This window comes from Microtetraspora fusca, assembly GCF_001570365.1.
Lineage (GTDB): Bacteria > Actinomycetota > Actinomycetes > Streptosporangiales > Streptosporangiaceae > Microtetraspora > Microtetraspora fusca.
The window spans coordinates 106680-125246 of sequence record NZ_BBYK01000041.1; the positions used below are offsets into that span (position 1 = coordinate 106680).

Consider the following 18567-nt stretch of genomic DNA (forward strand, 5'->3'; position numbering starts at 1 on the left):
GTGCTTTGGGACTCTTGCGGCGACTGCGCGGCCGGAAGCGGCCTGACCTTCCCGCACCGAGATCCGTCGAGGACGTCGACCTCGACTCCCTGCTCGCCCTGGTCGCCGAGACCATGGGCTTCACCTGCTCGTTCGCCCCGGACGGGACGTCCCTGACGATGGGGTCCCCGCCGCCCGGAAACGGCCGTGACGACCGGCCGGGCGAGGTGCGGGTGGTCAACCTGGTCGGGCTGCGGCGCGAGGCCGCCCGCCGGTCCCGTGAGGACTGGCCGATGCTGGTCTCCGAGCACCTCGCCCACGCCGTGTCGGGCGAGCCGTTCGACGCGTGCAACCTGGCGCCGATCCGGCCGCTGCTGCGCACCCGGGTGCGCGCCGCCGACGACCCGGCGATCCCCGACCCGTCCCGCATCATCGGCCGCCACCTCAGCGCCGACCTGATCGAGGTGCTCACCGTCGGAGCCCGGCCGGTACGCCCGGAGGAGGCGTTCTGCTGGCCCATCCCCCCGGCCGAGGCGCTCGACGTCGCCGTGGCCAACGCCCTGGCCGACGAGCGGCCCGCGGTGTCGCGGATCGACCTCGGCGGGGTGCGGGCGGGGCTGCTCGCCGCGCCCAGCGCGGCGGCCCACCTGCGCAGCCTGGAGCGCTACGTGCCGGTCCCCGACGACGGCATGCTGGTCGCGCTGCCCCACCCCGGCGTGCTGGCCCTCCACCCCGTGGACGGCATCGGCGTGGTGCGCGCGATCGAGCGGCTGCGGATCTTCGCTCAGCGGGAGTACGACGAGCGGCGCGACGGGCTCAGCCCCCACGTCTACTGGTGGCACATCGACGCCGGGCACGGGTGGCGGCTCACCCGCATCCAGGCGGACGTGATCGCGCAGGACGGCCAGACCCGCCTCGTCATCGCGCCGCCGCCGGAGTTCGCCCGGCTGCTGGCCAGGATCGCCGGCCAGGCCCGGCCCTGAGACACCGGGCCCTGAGAGACCGGGCCCTGAGCCCGGGGCCGGGGGTCAGAGGCTGAGGGCCTGCGCGGTGTGGATCAGCGGCACGTGGCTGAACGCCTGCGGGAAGTTGCCCGCCAGCCGGCCCCGGCGCGGGTCGTACTCCTCGGCGAGCAGGCCGACGTCGTTGCGCAGGGACAGCAGCCGCTCGAACAGCTCGACCGCCTCCTTCCTGCGGCCCACCATCGCCCGCGCCTCGGCCAGCCAGAAGCTGCAGGCGAGGAACGCGCCCTCGCCGCCCGGCAGGCCGTCCACCGGGTTGTCCTCGGCGGTCGGATAGCGCAGCACGAAGCCGTCCGCCATCAGCTCGCGCTCGATCGCCTCGATCGTGGAGTGCACCCGGGGGTCCTGCGGCGGGAGGAATCCGACGATCGGGATCATCAGCAGCGCCGCGTCCAGCTCGCGTGAGCCGTACGACTGGGTGAAGGTGCCGCGCTCGGAGTCGTAGCCCTTGTGGCACACCTCGGCGTGGATGCGGTCGCGCAGCGCCGCCCAGCGCTCGATCGGGCCGGTGCGCTCCAGCTCGCGGACCAGGCGGACGGCGCGGTCGGCGGCCACCCACGCCATGACCTTGGAGTGGACGAAGTGCCGCCGGGGGCCGCGGACCTCCCACAGGCCCTCGTCCGGCCGCTCCCACCCGCTCTCCAGGAAGTCCATCAGCTTGCGCACCAGCGACCAGGCGTGGCTGTTGGGCGGCAGGCCCCCGCGGCGGGCGACGTACAGGGAGTTGACCACCTCGCCGTAGACGTCGAGCTGGAGCTGGCCCGCCGCGCCGTTCCCGATGCGGACCGGGCGGGACTCCTCGTAGCCCGAGAGCCAGTCGAGCGTCATCTCGGGCAGCCGCCGCTCGCCGGCCACGCCGTACATGATCTGCAGGTCCTCGGCGCGGCCGGCGATGGCGCGCAGCAGCCACTCGCGCCAGGCGCGGGCCTCGTCGAGATAGCCGGTGCCGACGAGGGCGTCGAGGGTCATCGTGGCGTCGCGCAGCCAGCAGTAGCGGTAGTCCCAGTTGCGCACGCCGCCGAAGTCCTCCGGCAGCGAGGTCGTGGGGGCGGCGACGATGCCGCCGGTCGGGGAGTAGGTCAGCGCCTTGAGGGTGATCAGCGAGCGGACCACCGCGTCACGCCATCGCCCCTGGTAGTCGCAGGTGGAGACCCACTCCTTCCAGAGTTGCTCGGTCTCCGTCAACTGCTCGAACGCGTCGATGCGCTCGGGGGCCTCCAGATGGGAGGGGTGCCAGGTGAACACGAACGGCACCCGGTCCCCGGCCGAGACGGTGAAGGTCCCGGTGTGGCGGTAGTCGCCGCCCTTCAGCGGGACGCCGGAGTGCAGCCACACCGAGTCGGGCCCGCCGACGGCCAGCAGGTGGCCGTCCACGCGGCGGACCCAGGGCACGATCCGGCCGTAGTCGAAGCGGATGCGGATCTCGGTGGCCATCTCGACGCTGCCCGACAGGCACTCGACGATCCGGACCAGGTCGGGGTTGGACTGCCGGGGCGGCATGAAGTCGATCACCTTGACCGCGCCGGTCGGCGTCTCCCACACGGTCTCCAGGATCAGTGTCTCGTCCCGGTAGGACCGCCGGGTGGCCATGGGCTCCGGTTCGCCCCCGTGGCCTCGGCCGCCCGGGCCGTTCCCGCCGAAGGCGCTCGCGGGGGCGAGCTTCCAGCGGCCGTTTGAGGCGTCGCCGAGGAGCGCGGCGAAGCAGGCGGGGGAGTCGAACCTGGGGAGGCAGAGCCAGTCGATCGAGCCGTTCCGCCCCACGAGGGCGGCGGACTGCATGTCTCCGATGAGCGCGTAGTCCTCGATCCGCATGCGGATCACGCTAATACGTACGGGCGGGAAGGGCGCGCAGAGTTTTCATGAAGAACTGGGTCGTCGGTCCGATCGTGAGGGCGAAGATGATCGTCCCGACGCCGACGGTGCCGCCCAGGAGCCAGCCCACGGCGAGCACGCTCAGCTCCACCAGGGTCCGGGCCACGCGGATGGACAGGCCGAGGCGGTGCAGGCCGGTCATCAGCCCGTCGCGCGGCCCCGGTCCGAAGCCGGCGCCGATGTAGAGGCCGGACGCGGCGGCGATGCAGACGATGCCGCCGAGCAGGAACGCCCACTTCACCACCCAGAAGGACGGCGCGGGAACCAGCGCCATGGTGGCGTCGGCGCAGGTCCCGACCACCAGGACGTTGCTGATCGTGCCGAGGCCGGGGCGCTGGCGCAGCGGGATCCACAGCAGCAGCACGAGGGCGCCGACGAGGTTGATGCACAGGCCCATCGACCAGCCGGTGCGGATGGACATCCCCTGGTGGAACACCTCCCAGGGGTCGAGGCCGAGCCCGGAGTGGACCAGCAGGCCGATCCCGGCGCCGTAGCCGGCCAGCCCGACGTACAGCCGCAGGAGCCGGGCCGGCAGGGAACCCGCCCGGGGTAGTGAGAGTTCGCTCATAGTGGTTCCATGATCCGGGCCATTGACTTGCAAATAAAGGGCCAATCGGGACAATTGGCCTTATGGACCGATATCTTAGTGCGCGTCAACTGGCTCGCCTCGTCCAGATCCCGCCCGAGACGCGGCCCTACTACAAGGCACTCGCCGAGTCGGTGCGGTCGCTGATCCTCGACGGCCGCCTCGCCGTACGCGTGCGACTTCCCGCGGAGCGGCACCTCGCCGAGGAGCTGGGCGTCAGCCGCACCACCGTCACCACCGCCTACGACCGGCTGCGGGAGCAGGGCTATCTGGAGAGCCGCCAGGGGGCCGGAAGCTGGACCGTGCTGCCCGACCCCGCCGCGCTCGGCGTGGAGGGCCCCTGGGTCGCGCCCGACGACGAGGGACGGCTGCCGCTGCACTGCGCCGCGCCGCCCGCCACGCCGTACCTGGGGGACGCCATCGCGGCGGCGGCCGAGGCCCACCACCGGTACGCGCTGGGCATGGGCTACGACCCGATCGGCGTCGCGCCGCTGCGGGAGGCCGTCGCCCGCAGGTACAGCGAGCGCGGCGTCGCCACCCGCCCCGAGCAGATCATGATCACCGCGGGCGCCCAGCACGCCATCCACCTCGTCATGTCACTGCTCGTCGGCCCGCAGGACCCGGTGCTGGTGGAGTCGCCCACCTTCCCGCACGCCGTCGACGTCGCGCGGCTGCGCGGCGCCCGGCTCGTCCCGGTCGGCATCCAGGAGGACGGCTGGCACCTCGACCTGCTGGAGTGCGCGCTCCGGCAGTCGGCCGCCCGGCTCGCGTACGTCATCCCGGACTTCCACAATCCCACCGGCCACCTGATGGGGGACGAGGACCGGGCCGCGCTGGTGGCCGCCGCGCGCCGCCACGACACGATCCTGCTGGCCGACGAGACCTGGGCCGAGCTGGCGCTCGACGACGTCGGCCCCCGCAGGCCGATCGCCTCCTTCGACACCGACGGCCGGGTGATCAGCATCGGCTCGGCGTCCAAGCTCTGGTGGGGCGGCCTGCGTGTGGGCTGGATCCGCGCCACCGCCGCGCTGGTTCGCAGGCTCGCCCTCTTCCGGGCCTCCGTGGACATCTCCGGCGCGATCGTCGAGCAGCTCGCGGTGGCCCACCTGTTCGACCGGCTGGAGGAGACCCGCGCCGACCGGTGCCGCTCGCTGCGCGCCTCGCGGGCGGCGCTCGTCGCGGCGCTGCGCGCGGACCTGCCCTCGTGGACCTTCACGCCGCCGCCCGGAGGCGGCTCGCTGTGGATCAGGCTGGACGCGCCGGTCGCCACCCCGATCTCCGACGCGGCGGCGGCGCGGGGCGTGCGGATCGCGCCCGGTCCGTGGTTCGGCGTGGACGGGACGCTCGAACACTACGTCAGGATCCCGTTCACCCAGCCGCCCGACGTCCTCACCGACGCCGTCCGCCGCATCGCCGCCGGCACCGGCTCGTACGGCTACCGCCCGGCCGAGCCGCTCACACCGACCCTCTGATCCCCCTCGCCAGCGGCGCGCGCCAGCCGTACCGCATGGCGAGGATGCGGAACGTGAAGGCGAGCACGGCCGAGGACAGGGTGGCGACGAACCCGCGCACGCCCGCCGTGTACAGCACGGCCATCGCGGTCGCGCCGAGCAGCGCGGGCAGGGCGTAGAGCTGGCGGTCGTAGAGCAGGGTCGGCATCCCGCCGGACAGGACGTCGCGGATGACGCCGCCGCCGACCGCGGTGCAGACGCCGAGGAGCACGGCGTGCAAGGGGGCCAGGCCGAACTGCAGCGCCTTGGTCGTCCCCACCGCGCAGAACAGGCCGAGACCCGCCGCGTCGAACACCAGCACGCCCGGCATGGCCCGCTCGACCTGCGGATGCCAGAAGAACGCGATGACGGTGGCCGCGATCGGCACCAGGAGGTATCCCAGGTCGCGGAACGCGGCGGGCGGTACGCCGATGAACAGGTCGCGCATGACGCCGCCGCCGACCGCGGTGAAGAAGGCCAGGACCACCATGCCGACGACGTCGAGCCGTTTGCGGACGCCTTCAAGCGCTCCGGACAGGGCGAAGACGAAGATTCCGGCGAGGTCGAGCACGGGGGTCACGTCTGCTCAGTCTCCCATAAGCCGCGAGAGCCTCCGCGTGCAGGCCAGCATGACGAATCCCGCGACCACCGCGACGAGGGCGAGGATCAGGTAGTACCACGGCATCGGCACCACGCCGGTGAGCCGGTACGCCTGCCCGCCGACGGAGTCGCCCAGGGCGACCGCGAGGAACCAGACGCCCATCATCTGGTTGACGAACGCCTGCGGGGCGAGCTTGTTGGTGACCGACAGCCCGACCGGGCTGATGAAGAGCTCGCCGAGGGTCTGCACGAGGTACACCGAGATCAGCCACATGATCGACACCTTGGGCCCGGCGGACGCCGCGTCCGCCGCCATGGCCATCACCACGAAGCTGAGCCCGATCAGCACGAGCGCGACCGCGAACTTGAGCGGCGTGCCGAACCGGTCGCCCGCCTTGATCCAGATCTTCGCGAACAGCGGCGCCAGGATGATGATCGCGATCGAGTTGACGTTGGACACCCACCCGGGCGGGACGTCGAAGCCGAGGATGTTGAGGTCGGTCCGCTGCTGGGCGAAGAGCGTGAGCGCCCCGCCCGCCTGGTCGTAGATCATCCAGAAGATCGCGGCCGAGATGAACAGCCACAGGTACGCGACCAGCCGGGTCCGCTCCCGCGGCGTGATCTCGTGCGTCCCCATGAACAGGAAGGCGAAGTACGCCGCCGGCACCGCGGCGGACAGCACCGTCAGCACGATGGTGAACCGGTCAAGCGTGAGGGCGCCGGTGGCCGCCCACAGGACCATCGCCACGACCGCCGCGCCTCCCGAGGGCAGCGCGACCCGGACGAACCGGGCGCGCTCCTCCGGGGTCAGCCTGTGCTCGGGGTGCTCGCCCGCGCCCTTCAGGTGTCGCCGGCCCAGCACGTACTGCAGGAGCCCGAAGGCCATGCCGACCGCCGCCGCGCCGAACGCGAGGTGCCAGCGGTCGCCCCGCTGGAGCCACGGCACCACCTGGATCCCCGCGAACGCCCCGACGTTGACGCCCATGTAGAACACCGAGTAGCCCGAGTCGCGGCGGGCGTCGTCCTCGTGCCGGTAGAGGTCGCCGACCATCGCCGAGATGTTCGGCTTCATCATGCCGCTGCCGAGCGCGATCAGGGTGAGGCCGAGCCACACGAACCCACCGCCGACCGGGACGGCCATGCTCACGTGCCCGGCCATGATGACGCTGCCGCCGTACAGCACGGCCCGGCGCGGGCCGAGGACCCGGTCGGAGATCCACCCGCCGGCCAGGGCGAGCAGGTAGACCGAGGCGATGTAGACGCCGTAGACGCCGACCGCGGTCACCCCGGACAGCCCCATCCCGCCGCGGACCGGGGGAGCGGTGAGGAAGAGCACGAGGATCGCGCGCATCCCGTAATAGCTGAAGCGCTCCCACATCTCGGTGCCGAACAACGTCGCCAGGCCGCGCGGATGTCCGAAGAACGTCCGTTCGCGCGCCCGCGCCCACGACTCCATGCCCTGTTCTCGCACGCCCGGGACCACCCCCCGAACCGCCCCCGGCGGGTATTACCGATGTCTGCCCCGTCGCGCCGCGGGCAAGCGTGGAACGTCCAGAGAAGAGGGTCTTGTCGCTGCCGGTCCGATGTGGTGCGATGCATGCCACTCGTCCAAGACTCCACGCACTTGGAGGCGCGATGCCCGGGGTCCTTGAGGAGCGCGCCGCGATCGAAAACGAGATCGCGGGCCTGACGATCTGTGCGCAGCTCAGGCGGACGGCCGCCGAACATCCTGACGCCCCCGCCTACTCCGACCCCGTGGAAGGCGGCTGGCGCACGCTGAGCTACGCCGAGGCGCGGCGGCGGATCCTGGAGATCGCCGCCGCGTACGCCGCGCTGGGCGTCGGCCCCGGCGACGCGGTCGCCCTGATGATGGTCAACCGCAGCGAGCACGTCCTGGCCGACCTCGGGGCGGTCCACGCGGGCGCCTTCGCCTGCTCGGTCTACAGCACCTTCACCCCCGACCAGGTGGCGTACATCGCCCGGGACGTCGGGGCCAAGGTGGCCGTCGTCGGCTCCGCCGAGCTGGCCCGGTGGGAGCCGATCCTGGCCCGGCTGCCCCTGCTGGAGAAGGTCGTCGTGCTCGACGGGACGCCGCCCCGCGACGACCGCTTCCTGAGCTGGGACGACTTCCTCGCCCTCGGGGCGGAGCGGCTGGCGGCCGACCCGGAGGCGGTCGAGGCGCGCTGGCGGGCGGTCCGCCCCGGCGACGTGGCCACCGTCCTGTACACCTCCGGCACCACCGGCGACCCGAAGGGCGTCCCCCTCACCCACGCCAACCTGGCCTACGAGGCCGTCGCCACCGACAGGATGACGAACCTGCCGTCCATGGGCGCGCAGATCTCCTACCTGACCTACGCCCACATCGCCGAGCGCGTGCTCAGCCTCTACCTGCCGCTCTTCAAGGTCTCCCACGTCCACTTCTGCACCGACCTGGCGAACCTGGCCCCGACGCTCGCCCAGGTCAGGCCGGTGATGTTCTTCGGCGTGCCCCGCGTCTGGGAGAAGATGGCCGCCCGGCTCCAGGCGCTGCTCGCCACCCAGCCGGAGGAGCGGCAGGAGCAGGTCCGCGCGGCCATGGCCGCCGGATTCGCCTACATCGAGGCCGGCCAGTACGGCTCCTCCGTCACGCCCGAGATCCAGGCCGCCTACGACCGGGCGGACGCGGCGCTGCTGTCGTCCATCAGGTCGCTGATCGGCTTCGACCGGGCCCGGTGGCTCGCCACCGCCGCCGCGCCGCTGCCGGGCGAGGTGCAGCGCTTCTTCGCCGGCCTCGGCATGAAGGTCATCGACGTGTACGGCATGACCGAGACGACCGGCGCGTTCACCGCCAACACCCCCACGGCGTACAAGCTGGGCTCGGTCGGCCGGGCCGAGCCGGGCGTGGAGGTGCGGATCGCCGAGGACGGCGAGATCCTCACCCGCGGCCCCCTCAACACCAGTGGTTACCTCAACCGGCCGGACGAGGGGCTCTTCGACGCGGACGGCTGGCTGCGCACCGGCGACGTCGGCTCCATCGACGCGGACGGCTTCGTCCGGATCGTGGACCGCAAGAAGGAGCTGATCATCACCGCGGGCGGCGAGAACATCTCGCCGGCCAACATCGAGAACGTGCTCAAGGAACACCCCCTGATCGGGCAGGCCCTCGCGTACGGCGACCGCCGGCCGTACCCGGTGGCGATCCTGACCCTGGACGCCGAGGTGGCCCCGGGATGGGCGCGGGCGCGCGGCATCGACTTCGACGACCTCGCGGAGCTGGCCGGGCACCCCGACGTGCTGAAGGCGGTCGAGGCCGCCGTCGACGCGGCGAACGCCAAACTGGCTCGGGTGCAGCAGGTGAAGAGGTGGCGGCTGCTGCCCGTCGAGTGGACGCCGGAGACCGAGGAGCTCACGCCGAGCCTGAAGCTCAAGCGGCGGGTCATCCACGCGAAGTACGCCGACCTGATCACCACGCTGTACGAGTGAGCCGGATCGGGTGACGTTTTGCCATCCGGGGTGGTTTCCCACCCCGGGGGCATTACCCGGGCCTGCCTACGGTCTTCGGCCATGAGCAGACGTCTAATCGCCAGGGCGGCCGTCGCGGCCGCCGTTCCGCTGGCCGCCCTCGGGGCGGCGCAGACACCGGCGTTGGCCGACGACGAGCTGGCCATCCGATCCGTCACCGTGCAGCCGGGCGACCCGGTCGTCGGCCCGTCCGGATCAGTGAAGCTGGTGGTCGACGTGGTCGCGCGTGGTGCGCGCGGCGACCGCGGGGTCACCGTCAAGGTCGAGCCCGGCCCGCCGACGGCCGCCTCCACCGGACAGTCCACCGGCGCCGCCCCGGCCGGGCCTGGGGCCTCCCCGGTGCGCCCGCTCATCGACGGGAGCGCCGGCTCCGTCTCCGTCTCGGGCACGCGGTCCACGCAGAACGGCCAGGACATCGGACGGTCCAGCGGGTGGGAGAAGTGGCGGTTCCAGCCCGAGGTGGGGCTGTCCCGCTGGTACCCGAGCGGCCAGTGGACCGTGGTCGCCACCGCGAAGGACGCGAACGGCGCCACCGTCAACAGCTACACGACCTTCTACCTCCGCCGGGAGACGCGGTTCGAGGGCATCGATGTGAAACGCGACGGCGACGGCACGCGCGTCACCGGGACCCTCATGCGAGTCGATCCGAAGGGCCAGGTCGACTACCGGCCGTTCGCCGGGCGGGAGGTCGCGATCCGCTTCCGCGAGGAGGGCGCGGCCGACTGGAAGGACATGGGGACCGCCGTCACGAACAAGGACGGCTGGTTCGAGAGCCGGGCGCCGGTCAAGACCGCGGGGACCTGGCAGGTCGACTTCGGAGGAACCGGACACTACGCGTCGAACACCGGCGTCGCCTCGGGCTGATATCACTCCTCCCTGAAGGCTAGTTGCGAATTTGTGATGTTTTCACTGTGAATTGGGAGCAACTTTCCGTTGTCTTTGCGCGTCTTTGACGTAGGCGCGCCCCAATGGCGGGGCGCGTTCACAACGGGGAGAGGAAAGAACCCTCATGGTGAAACGCATCACCGCCGCTATGGCGGTGGCCGTCATGGGCGCCACGGCGCTCGCGACGGCCACGCCTGCCTTCGCTGACACACCGGACGCCTCCCGCAGCCCGAGCCCGGAGGTCTCCCAGACGCCCGAGGCCTCCTTCTACCGGACCGATTCCCAGATCGTGTCGGTCGACGTCAACCCCGGCACGGTGGTCGTCCGCCGGCACGGCTCGGTCAGCGTCACCGCGACCGTTCGGACCAAGGACGTCAGGGACGTCAAGATCGACGTAGTGGAGCCCCGGGGCGGCGGCCACGGTCACGGCGGCGGCCACGGCCACTGGGTGGCGCGCAAGGACGACAACCCGGAGCGGCTGCGCGGCCCCAAGTGGGACACGAAGTCGGAGTCCTGGGACTTCGACTGGAGCCACAAGACGGGCACCTGGACGGTTCACGTCGAGGCGTTCGGCTACGACGGCAAGGTCATCACCGCCGACCGGACCTTCTCCGTGAAGCACGACGACTGGCGGCGTCCGCCCGCGCCGACGGGGCCGAAGGCCACCCGCATCGGCGACTTCACCGCCTCCCCCAAGCCGGTTCGGAAGGGGAACCGGCTTGACCTGCGGGGCAGGCTCGAGGTCGCGCAGTGCTACAGCGACTGGTACTACGACTGGGACGACTACACCGGCCGCTGGGGCCGGGGCGACGACTGCCGCGAGAGCCGGGGCTACTGGCACGACTGGCACTGGCTCGGCGGCAAGGACGTCGACGTCTACTTCCTGCCCCGGGGCTCCCGGTCCTGGAAGTACGTCCAGACCGTCGAGACCGACGGCTCCGGCAGCTTCGCCACCAAGGTCCGGGCCTTCCAGTCCGGCACGTGGGGCGTGCGCTTCGACGGCGACCGCCGGCTGAAGGGCTCCGAGGCGTCCGAGTACGTCAAGGTCGTCGGTTACGGCTGGGGCCACCGCTAAGCGGAGGACGCGACGGCGGGGCGCGACCCGGGGGACCGGGCCGCCCCCTCCGCCGCGCCGGGACGTCGCGTATCGGCGCTGTCGTGAATCGGCCCGGCTCCCTCACGGGGGAGCCGGGCCTTCCGTCTTCTCCTGAACGGTCAGGCGGGGTCGGGCGGGGGAGCGGGGCACGAGGACGGCGCCGCCCGGGCCGCGGTGGCGAGGGCGGCGTCCTCGCACCTGATCCGGACCGCCATCAGGGCCGCGTTGAGCACGGTGAACCCGGCCGCCGTCAGCCACGCGGAATGCACCAGCGGCAGCGCCGCGCCCTCCACCGCCACCGCCACATAGTTGGGATGGCGCAGCCATCCCGGCCGGTACGGCCCGCGCCGCACCGGCGGCATGCCCGGCACCACGATCACGCGGGTGTTCCACCGGGGGCCGAGCGTGGCGACGCACCACCAGCGCAGCCCCTGCGCGGCGAGGACCAGGGCGAGCATGGGCAGGCCGAGCGCCGGGACGAACGGCCGCCCGGCCAGGTGCACCTCGACCAGGCAGGAGACGAGCAGCCCGGTGTGCAGCGCCACCAGCGGTGGGTAGTGGCCGCGTCCGCTGATCACGCCGCCCCGGGCCAGACTCCACCGTGTGTTGCGCCGGGCCACGACCAGCTCGGCGACGCGTTCCGCCCCGACCGCGAGGACGAGCAGGGCGTACCAGCTCACGGCGTCCCTACCAGCGGAGCAGGACGAGCTCGGAGCAGAAGCCGGGGCCCATCGCGAGCAGGACACCCGGCGTGCCCGGAGGCGGCGGCTGCGGCGACGCCATCGTGTCCCGCAGCACGAACAGCACCGAGGCGGAGGAGAGGTTCCCCGCCTGCGCGAGCGAGTGCCAGGTCACGTCAAGCGCGCCCTCGGGCAGATCGAGGGCGGCGGCGACCGCCTGGAGCACCTTCGGGCCGCCGGGGTGGCAGACCCACGCCGTCACGTCCTCCGTCGTCAGCCCCTGGTCGGCCAGGAAGCCGCGCATGTCGTCGGCCAGGTGCTCGCGCACCAGCTCGGGGATGCGCACGTCGAGCACCACCTGGAAGCCGCTGTCGCGCACGTCCCAGCCCATCACCCGCTCGGAGTCGGGATAGAGGCGACTGCGCGTGGCGACCACGGTGGGGCCGGATGCGGCCCGTTCGTCGCCGCATGCCACGACGGCGGCGGCGCCGTCCCCGAAGAGGCCGCTCGCGATCAGGTTCGCGATCGAGCAGTCCTCGCGTTGCAGGGTGAGGGAGCAGAGCTCCACCGTGAGCAGCACGGCGACCTCGCCGGGCGCGCCGCGCAGGTAGTCGTGCAGCCGCGAGATCCCGGCCGCTCCGGCGACGCAGCCGAGGCCGAAGAGCGGGAGCCGCTTGACGTCGGGGCGCAGTCCGAGCCGCCCGGCCATCCTGGCGTCCAGCGAGGGCGCGGCCACGCCGGTGGTGGAGGCGACGATGATCATGTCCACGTCGGAGCCCTCCAGGCCGGCCGCCTCGAGCGCGGCGGCGACCGCCTCCGCCCCCAGATCGGCCGCGGCGTCGACGTAGACCTCGTTCGCCGCCCCGAACCCGTCGAGCTTGGCGTACTCCTCGATCGGCAGCGCGAGGTGGCGCTCACGGACGCGGGTGCTCGCGTGCAGCCGGTCGAGGAGGGGACGGGCGTCCTCCGGGATCGGGCACAGCTCCGCCAGCCGGTCTCTGATCTCCTCCTGGGCGTACCGGTTCGGGGGGAGGACGCACTGAACGGCGGTGATTCGCGTCATCGAAACCCCCTGAGGCGGGAATGTGCCTTTTATCACTATTTGCCCAGTTTGATGGGGGTTATGCCTGGGTGTCCAGCTTCACCGGACAGAGTCCGAGGGCCACCGGGTACGGAAAGAGGGGGCGAAGGCTCTCTCGGGGAGGGATGGCGTCACCGTTTCGCGACCTTCCAGGGGAGAGCTTCCGGGGTGAGACCTGTGGCACAGTATGGCCGTGACAAACACGGACATAAGGGACGCAACCCTTGAGGATCTCGACGCCATCGCGGCGGTGGCCGTAGCCACCGGTCAGGGAGAGGAGTGGACCGGAGCCGATCCCGCGTACGTCGGCCACCTCCTGGTCCACGGCCGGGTGGTCGTCGCCGAGCAGAACGGCACGGTGACCGGCTTCGGCGCGACCCGCCGGATCGGCGACGGGCCGGACGCGGTGACGATGCTCTGCGACCTGTTCGTCGACCCCCGATCCCATGGCCGCGGAGCGGGCAACGCCATGCTCGCGGCCCTCTGGCAGGACACCCCCCGGCGAATGACGTTCAGCAGCCTGCACGCGCACGCGCTGCCGCTGTACACGAGGTCCGGCCTGGACGCCTGGTGGCCGCTCCTCTACCTGGGCGGCGACGTGCGCGCCCTTCGCCTCCCACGCGGCTGGACCGTCTCGGAGACCGGCCCCGGCGAGGTCGCCGCGCTGGAGCGTGAGTGGACCGGCGTGGACCGGGCCGCCGACCACGCCGCCTGGGTGGCCCGTCCCGGCGGACGGGCGCTCCTCGCCTCCCGTGACGGCGCGGTGGTCGCCGCGGCCGCCGTGGGCGGCGCCGGGCCCGAGTACGGCGTCACCCACCTGGCCACGGACCCCGCGGCGGGCGTCAACGCGGCCAGGGACGCGGTCGTCGCCGTGCTCGCGTCGCTGGAACCGCCCGGCGGCCGGGCCATGGTCTGCCTGCCCGGGCCCCACGTGGCGACCCGTCCCCTGCTCGCCGCGGGATGGCACAGCGACTCCATGGACGTCTTCATGGCCACCGATCCCGGCCTCCTCGACCCGCGCCGCAGCGTTCCCTCACCCGCCCTCGCCTGACGCGCCGCCCGCCGGTCCCGTCTCCGACGACGGCGTCGAGGTCGTCGCACGGGGCGGCGGACGGCGGCCAGGCCGCCCTTTCACCCCCGACGCGGGGCCGCCGCGCGTACACGCACGTCGCGGCGGGTCCGTGACGGACCGGTCAGCGGCCGGTGCCGGCGCAGAGACGACAGGTCATAGGCTTGAGGTCTCTGAACGTTCGGGAGGTCCCCCTTGCTGGTTGACTCATTCGGCCGGGTCGCGACCGACCTGCGCGTCTCGCTGACCGACCGGTGCAACCTGCGGTGCGCGTACTGCATGCCGCCCGAGGGGCTGGACTGGCTCCCCAAGCCCGACCTGCTCACCGCCGAAGAGATCGTCCGCCTGGTCACGATCGGCGTGGAGCGGCTCGGCATCACCGAGGTGCGCTACACCGGGGGCGAGCCGCTGCTCCGCCGCGAACTGGTGGAGATCGTCGCCGCGACCGCCCGGCTGCGCCCGCGCCCGCAGATCATGCTGACCACGAACGGCATCGGCCTCGCCCGGCTCGCCGCCCCGCTCGCGGAGGCCGGGCTGGACCGGGTCAACGTGTCGCTCGACACCCTGGACCCGGCCGTGTTCCTCCGCCTCGCACACCGCGACCGCCTGCCCGACGTCCTCGATGGGCTCGCCGCGGCCCACCGGGCCGGGCTCACCCCCGTCAAGATCAACGCCGTGCTGATGCGGGGCGTCAACGAACACGAGGCGGCCCCGCTGCTGCGCTTCAGCCTCGACCACGGGTACGAGCTGCGCTTCATCGAGCAGATGCCGCTCGACGCCCAGCACGGCTGGCGCCGCGAGAACATGATCACCGCCGACGAGATCCTCGGCCTGCTCAAGGGCTCCTTCGACCTGGCGGAGGACGATCCGCGCGATCGCGGCAGCGCGCCCGCGGAGCTCTTCCTCGTGAACGGCGGCCCGGCGCGGGTGGGCGTGATCGGCTCGGTCACCCGTCCGTTCTGCGGAGCGTGCGACCGCGTCCGGCTCACCGCCGACGGCCAGATCCGCAACTGCCTGTTCGCCACGGAGGAGTCCGACCTCCGTTCCGCCCTGCGCTCCGGGGCGTCCGACGACGACCTCGCCGCCCGCTGGATCAGCGCCGTACGCGGGAAGAAGGCCGGCCACGGCATCGACGACCCGTCCTTCCTCCAGCCGTCCCGGCCCATGTCGGCCATCGGAGGCTAGGCCGTGGTTCGCGGATCTTCCCGGCCTGCCGTGGTCGCCCAGACGGCGCCTCACGGCCTCGTGGCCCCACCCGCGAGACACTCCCTGGGCGTGCCGTGCCGTACGACGCGGTGATCCTGGCCGGCGGGCACGCGCGGCGGCTGGGGGGACTGGACAAGCCGGCGGAGCCGGTCGCGGGGCGCTCCCTGATCGAGCGGGTCGCCGCGGCCGTGCCCGGCGCGCGGACCCTCGTCGTCGTCGGTCCCCCGCGTCCCGGGCGCGGGCTGGAGCGGGCCGTGCACACCCGGGAGGAGCCGCCCGGGTCCGGGCCGGTGCCGGCGCTGCGGGCCGGGCTCGCCCTCGTCACGGCCGACGAGATCGCGCTGCTCGCCGCCGATCTGCCCTTCCTGACCGCGGATCACGTGACGGCGCTCCGCGCCGCGGCGCGGGAGGCGGGCGCCGCGGGCGCCGTGCTGGTCGACGACGAGGGCGCCGAGCAGTGGCTGACCGGCGTCTGGCGGACGCGGGCGCTCCGCGAGGCGCTCGCCGGGTACGACGGACACTCGCTTCGTGGTGTGCTCGGCCCGCTCGAACCGGTGACCGTCCGCCTCGCCGCGGAGGCCGGCGGGGGCACCCCCTGGTTCGACTGCGACACTATGGACGATCTCGACCGGGCACGCCGGACTCGAGTGACGAGCGAGGAGACCGCATGAACGTGCTGGAGGAGTGGACCGCCCTGGTCTGCCGCGAGCTGGGCGTCGACCCCGCGAAGGTGGATCGCACGGCGGTGCTCGACCTGACCCGTGACGTGGCCCACGGCGTGGCCCGGCCCGCCGCGCCGCTCACCGCCTATCTGCTCGGCCTCGCCCAGGGAGCGGGCACCGCCCCCGAAGACGCGTTGGAGCGCCTCTCCGCCATGGCCCGTAACTGGGAGCAGGCGACGACCGAAACCCTCAAGGACGCCTGACCGCGGATCCCGTGGCGGCGCCCCGGCCGGGATGACCGCACTCGGGGTCCGACACATCAAGCCCTGCTGCGCGCGGCCCGTACGGCGCCTCGCTGCGTTGCCCCACCCGCGACTTTCCGTGGGCCCGCGAGTGGCGGCCGGAGGCTCCGCTCCGGCCTTCTCCTCCGCCTTGGGCGGCGCATCCCGTCGGGATCCACGCCCGCTACGGGCAGCATTTGTCAGGCACTCCCTGACCCCGCCGGACGCCCTGGACGGCCGCTGCGGGGCCCGTCCGGGCGAAGGTCGCGGAAATATCGCGACACGCTGTGAAAACGATGTGTTCGCGGAAAAGCGGGAGTCTGTTCGAATTAAGGCGAAATTCCAGAAAAAAGAAGGGCGACGCCGGGTGGTTACGGGGGCAAACCACCCGGCGCCGCTTCATCGGCGTTCCGACGGGGGCCCGGAACGCCGGCACCAGCGCTCCGACGGGGGACCAGAGCGCTTGGCTAAACTGTACACCTACAACCCATGGGATGCGTCAAGAGTTTGTCACGACCCGATCTCGCGTCGATGCCGTGGTATCTCGTTTTGGTTAGCTTCCGTCGTTTCCATGGGCGAGGGTTGCCCTTTCCCTCGCTCATTGGCCCCGATCACGGCAAGGTACGGCAAAACCACGGCTCCCCCGACGAGTAGCGCCCGCACGAACCACGGCGCCGGCACGGCGACGGCGAGGACGAGGCACACAAGACGGATGGACATCTTGATCACGTAGCTGATCTCGCGGCGCCGGATGTCCTCAGACAGCGATGGCCTGGCGTCCGTAACCTTGTGTACTGTCCGGTTCCGGCCCAAAAGCTTCACAAACTCCACGGTAGACCCCGCACGGTGGGGGCGCGAAAGCGCCGTAGCGATACGAGCATGAGTGTCCGAGCGAGAGGGAGGACGTCATGTCGGACCGAACCTATCGGGTGACCGAAATAGTCGGAACTTCGGGGGAGAGCGTCGACCAGGCCATCCGCAACGGCATCCACCGCGCCGCCGAGACCCTGCGTCACCTCGACTGGTTCGAGGTGACCGAGGTGCGCGGCTACATCGAGAACGGCGAGGTGGCCCACATCCAGGTCGGGCTGAAGGTCGGCTTCCGCCTCGAAGACGCCTGAGGCGCGGCCGTCACGGGGACGGCCGCGCCTCGGAGCGTACGGCGGGCCGGGGCAGGGCCCCGGCGTCAGTTCGCCTGGCTGACGGTGGACATGTTGAAGTCGGGCACCCTGATCGCCGGCATGACGGTGCGGGTGAAGTAGTCGTTCCACTCGCGCGGCAGCGTCTGCTCGCTCCGCCCGACCTCGGTCAGCCGGCCGAGCAGATCGACCGGTGACTCGTTGAACCGGAAGTTGTTGACCTCCCCGACCACCTCGCCGTTCTCGACGAGGTAGACGCCGTCCCGGGTCAGGCCGGTGAGCAGCAGCGACTGCGGGTCCACCTCGCGGATGTACCACAGGCAGGTGAGCAGCAGCCCGCGCTCGGTGCCGGCGATCATCTCCTCCAGTGAGCGGCCGCCGTCCGGGCCCGCCATGATCAGGTTGTCGATCGACGGGGTGACCGCGAGCCCGGTCAGCTCGGCGGAGTGCCGGGTCTGCACCAGGTTGGCCAGCTGCCCCTCGGAGATCCACTCCGTGGCGCCGAGGCCCAGGCCGTTGTCGAAGACCGACTGCTCGCGGCTGGAGGCGTGCGCGACGACGAACGGCGCGCACTCGATGCCCGGGTGCCCCGGGTCGCTGTAGAGCCGCACGGGGACGTCCGAGAGGCGCTCCCCGACCCGCGTGCCGCCGCCCGGCTTGGAGAAGACCGTGCGGCCGTCGGCCGCGTCCCTCGCCCCGGCCGACCAGTAGAGGTAGATCATCAGGTCGGAGACCGCGGTCGGCGGCAGGATCGTCTCGTAGCGCCCGGCCGGGACCTCCACCCGCCGCTTGGCCCAGTCGAGCCGCCGGGCGAGCGCGGCGTCGAGCGCCGCCACGTCCACGTCGGAGAAGTCACGGGTCGCCACGCCGGTCCACGCCGACCGCGACATGTCCGCCGACTTCGCGTTGAGCTCCAGCCGCCCGGTGGGCTGGTCGTGCCGGGCGCGCAGCCCGGACGACGTCCCGACGAAGGTGGAGGTCAGGATGTGCTCGGCGAAGCCGTACAGCCTCCTGCCGGAGGCCTCGGCCGCCGCGAACGAATCGCCCACCGCGGGCGCGAAGTCGCGGAAGACCTCGATGGTCGTCGGCTCGACGGCCCGGTCCCAGTCACCGAGGGAGCCGCCGCCGAGAAGCGTCCGGGCGTCCTCCGACGGCTGGGCGTCTCTCGCGGCCTGGTCGGCCGCGGTCACCACGTCGGCGAGCTGGTCGGGACGCACCGCGGCCCGGGACACCACGCCCACGCCCTGCCCCACGATCGAGATCACCGTCAGCCGCGAGGACCGCGCCACACCGTTGGTGGTGAGGGTGTTGCCGGCGAACCGCAGGTTCGCCGTGGACCCCTCCTCCACGATGACCACGCAGTCGTCGGCGCGGCTGAGCGCGAGGGCCCGCTCGACCGTCTCCTGGGGAGTGCCCAT

Annotated in this window: 18 protein-coding genes; 10 read left to right on the forward strand and 8 right to left on the reverse strand. The window is 72.3% G+C overall.

Annotated features, from left to right (window positions below):
* Positions 1–5 precede the first annotated feature (5 nt).
* Entirely contained in the window at positions 6–962 is a 957-nt protein-coding gene (locus tag AWQ68_RS07865) for a hypothetical protein (protein ID WP_245655799.1), read from the forward strand.
* A gap of 45 nt (positions 963–1007) precedes the next feature.
* Here AWQ68_RS07865 and AWQ68_RS07870 read toward each other — a convergent pair whose 3' ends face one another.
* Positions 1008–2813, reverse strand: coding sequence for a glycoside hydrolase family 15 protein (locus AWQ68_RS07870; protein ID WP_066937701.1), 1806 nt, complete (start codon positions 2811–2813; stop codon positions 1008–1010).
* Between the two features lie 10 nt (positions 2814–2823).
* Positions 2824–3441: a membrane protein YczE gene (yczE, locus tag AWQ68_RS07875; RefSeq protein ID WP_066936989.1), complete on the reverse strand. Its 618-nt coding sequence runs from the start codon at positions 3439–3441 to the stop codon at positions 2824–2826.
* A 62-nt stretch (positions 3442–3503) separates the two neighbouring features.
* On the opposite strand from yczE, the gene yczR reads away from it, so the two are divergent.
* Entirely contained in the window at positions 3504–4931 is a 1428-nt protein-coding gene (gene yczR / locus AWQ68_RS07880; RefSeq protein WP_066936992.1) for a MocR-like transcription factor YczR, read from the forward strand.
* On the opposite strand, the gene AWQ68_RS07885 is transcribed toward yczR, so the two are convergent.
* A complete protein-coding gene (locus AWQ68_RS07885) occupies positions 4915–5529 on the reverse strand; it encodes a trimeric intracellular cation channel family protein (RefSeq protein WP_066936995.1) in 615 nt (204 codons plus the stop codon). The two genes, yczR and AWQ68_RS07885, sit on opposite strands and share 17 nt — an antisense overlap.
* 6 nt (positions 5530–5535) lie before the next feature.
* Positions 5536–7020, reverse strand: coding sequence for a peptide MFS transporter (locus tag AWQ68_RS07890; protein WP_245655800.1), 1485 nt, complete (start codon positions 7018–7020; stop codon positions 5536–5538).
* Positions 7021–7184: 164 nt separating this feature from the next.
* On the opposite strand from AWQ68_RS07890, the gene AWQ68_RS07895 reads away from it, so the two are divergent.
* The 3 genes from AWQ68_RS07895 to AWQ68_RS07905 all read left to right on the forward strand — a co-directional run bounded on the left by AWQ68_RS07895 (position 7185) and on the right by AWQ68_RS07905 (position 11010).
* The gene (locus AWQ68_RS07895; RefSeq protein WP_066936997.1) at positions 7185–9011 is read left to right on the forward strand and encodes an AMP-dependent synthetase/ligase; all 1827 of its coding nucleotides are present in this window, start codon (positions 7185–7187) and stop codon (positions 9009–9011) included.
* 81 nt (positions 9012–9092) lie between these two features.
* On the forward strand, positions 9093–9914 hold the full coding sequence (locus AWQ68_RS07900; RefSeq protein ID WP_066936999.1) for a hypothetical protein: 822 nt from the start codon (positions 9093–9095) through the stop codon (positions 9912–9914).
* A 145-nt stretch (positions 9915–10059) separates the two neighbouring features.
* The gene (locus tag AWQ68_RS07905; RefSeq protein ID WP_066937002.1) at positions 10060–11010 is read left to right on the forward strand and encodes a hypothetical protein; all 951 of its coding nucleotides are present in this window, start codon (positions 10060–10062) and stop codon (positions 11008–11010) included.
* Positions 11011–11150: 140 nt separating this feature from the next.
* Here AWQ68_RS07905 and AWQ68_RS07910 read toward each other — a convergent pair whose 3' ends face one another.
* Entirely contained in the window at positions 11151–11711 is a 561-nt protein-coding gene (locus AWQ68_RS07910; protein WP_066937003.1) for an isoprenylcysteine carboxyl methyltransferase family protein, read from the reverse strand.
* 7 nt (positions 11712–11718) lie between these two features.
* A complete protein-coding gene (locus AWQ68_RS07915) occupies positions 11719–12774 on the reverse strand; it encodes a type III polyketide synthase (RefSeq protein WP_066937006.1) in 1056 nt (351 codons plus the stop codon).
* A gap of 211 nt (positions 12775–12985) precedes the next feature.
* Here AWQ68_RS07915 and AWQ68_RS07920 point away from each other — a divergent pair, with 211 nt between their 5' ends.
* From AWQ68_RS07920 to AWQ68_RS44745, 4 genes are all read left to right on the forward strand, one after another.
* The gene (locus AWQ68_RS07920) at positions 12986–13843 is read left to right on the forward strand and encodes a GNAT family N-acetyltransferase (protein ID WP_169808878.1); all 858 of its coding nucleotides are present in this window, start codon (positions 12986–12988) and stop codon (positions 13841–13843) included.
* 213 nt (positions 13844–14056) lie between these two features.
* Positions 14057–15046, forward strand: a complete 990-nt coding sequence (gene moaA / locus AWQ68_RS07925) for a GTP 3',8-cyclase MoaA (protein WP_066937013.1) — start codon at positions 14057–14059, stop codon at positions 15044–15046.
* Positions 15047–15141: 95 nt separating this feature from the next.
* On the forward strand, positions 15142–15738 hold the full coding sequence (gene mobA / locus AWQ68_RS44740) for a molybdenum cofactor guanylyltransferase (protein WP_066937016.1): 597 nt from the start codon (positions 15142–15144) through the stop codon (positions 15736–15738).
* Positions 15735–15992, forward strand: a complete 258-nt coding sequence (locus AWQ68_RS44745; protein ID WP_066937018.1) for a DUF6457 domain-containing protein — start codon at positions 15735–15737, stop codon at positions 15990–15992. Before mobA ends, AWQ68_RS44745 begins: the two co-directional genes overlap by 4 nt.
* A gap of 528 nt (positions 15993–16520) precedes the next feature.
* Here the strand turns inward: AWQ68_RS44745 and AWQ68_RS40560 are convergent.
* On the reverse strand, positions 16521–16832 hold the full coding sequence (locus AWQ68_RS40560) for a DUF3099 domain-containing protein (protein ID WP_084463763.1): 312 nt from the start codon (positions 16830–16832) through the stop codon (positions 16521–16523).
* Between the two features lie 86 nt (positions 16833–16918).
* Here AWQ68_RS40560 and AWQ68_RS07940 point away from each other — a divergent pair, with 86 nt between their 5' ends.
* Positions 16919–17131, forward strand: coding sequence for a dodecin (locus AWQ68_RS07940; RefSeq protein ID WP_066937021.1), 213 nt, complete (start codon positions 16919–16921; stop codon positions 17129–17131).
* Positions 17132–17196: 65 nt separating this feature from the next.
* Here the strand turns inward: AWQ68_RS07940 and AWQ68_RS07945 are convergent, their stop codons facing one another.
* Entirely contained in the window at positions 17197–18567 is a 1371-nt protein-coding gene (locus AWQ68_RS07945; protein ID WP_157545055.1) for a metallopeptidase TldD-related protein, read from the reverse strand.

What these genes read in the sequence shown, in the direction of transcription:
- AWQ68_RS07870 (WP_066937701.1), bottom strand. Translation starts at nt 2,813, where the DNA reads ATGCGGATCGAGGACTACGCGCTCATCGGAGACATGCAGTCCGCCGCC.
- yczE (WP_066936989.1), bottom strand. Translation starts at nt 3,441, where the DNA reads ATGAGCGAACTCTCACTACCCCGGGCGGGTTCCCTGCCGGCCCGGCTC.
- yczR (WP_066936992.1), top strand. Translation starts at nt 3,504, where the DNA reads ATGGACCGATATCTTAGTGCGCGTCAACTGGCTCGCCTCGTCCAGATC.
- AWQ68_RS07895 (WP_066936997.1), top strand. Translation starts at nt 7,185, where the DNA reads ATGCCCGGGGTCCTTGAGGAGCGCGCCGCGATCGAAAACGAGATCGCG.
- AWQ68_RS07900 (WP_066936999.1), top strand. Translation starts at nt 9,093, where the DNA reads ATGAGCAGACGTCTAATCGCCAGGGCGGCCGTCGCGGCCGCCGTTCCG.
- AWQ68_RS07905 (WP_066937002.1), top strand. Translation starts at nt 10,060, where the DNA reads ATGGTGAAACGCATCACCGCCGCTATGGCGGTGGCCGTCATGGGCGCC.
- AWQ68_RS07915 (WP_066937006.1), bottom strand. Translation starts at nt 12,774, where the DNA reads ATGACGCGAATCACCGCCGTTCAGTGCGTCCTCCCCCCGAACCGGTAC.
- AWQ68_RS44745 (WP_066937018.1), top strand. Translation starts at nt 15,735, where the DNA reads ATGAACGTGCTGGAGGAGTGGACCGCCCTGGTCTGCCGCGAGCTGGGC.
- AWQ68_RS07940 (WP_066937021.1), top strand. Translation starts at nt 16,919, where the DNA reads ATGTCGGACCGAACCTATCGGGTGACCGAAATAGTCGGAACTTCGGGG.
- AWQ68_RS07945 (WP_157545055.1), bottom strand. Translation starts at nt 18,567, where the DNA reads ATGGGCACTCCCCAGGAGACGGTCGAGCGGGCCCTCGCGCTCAGCCGC.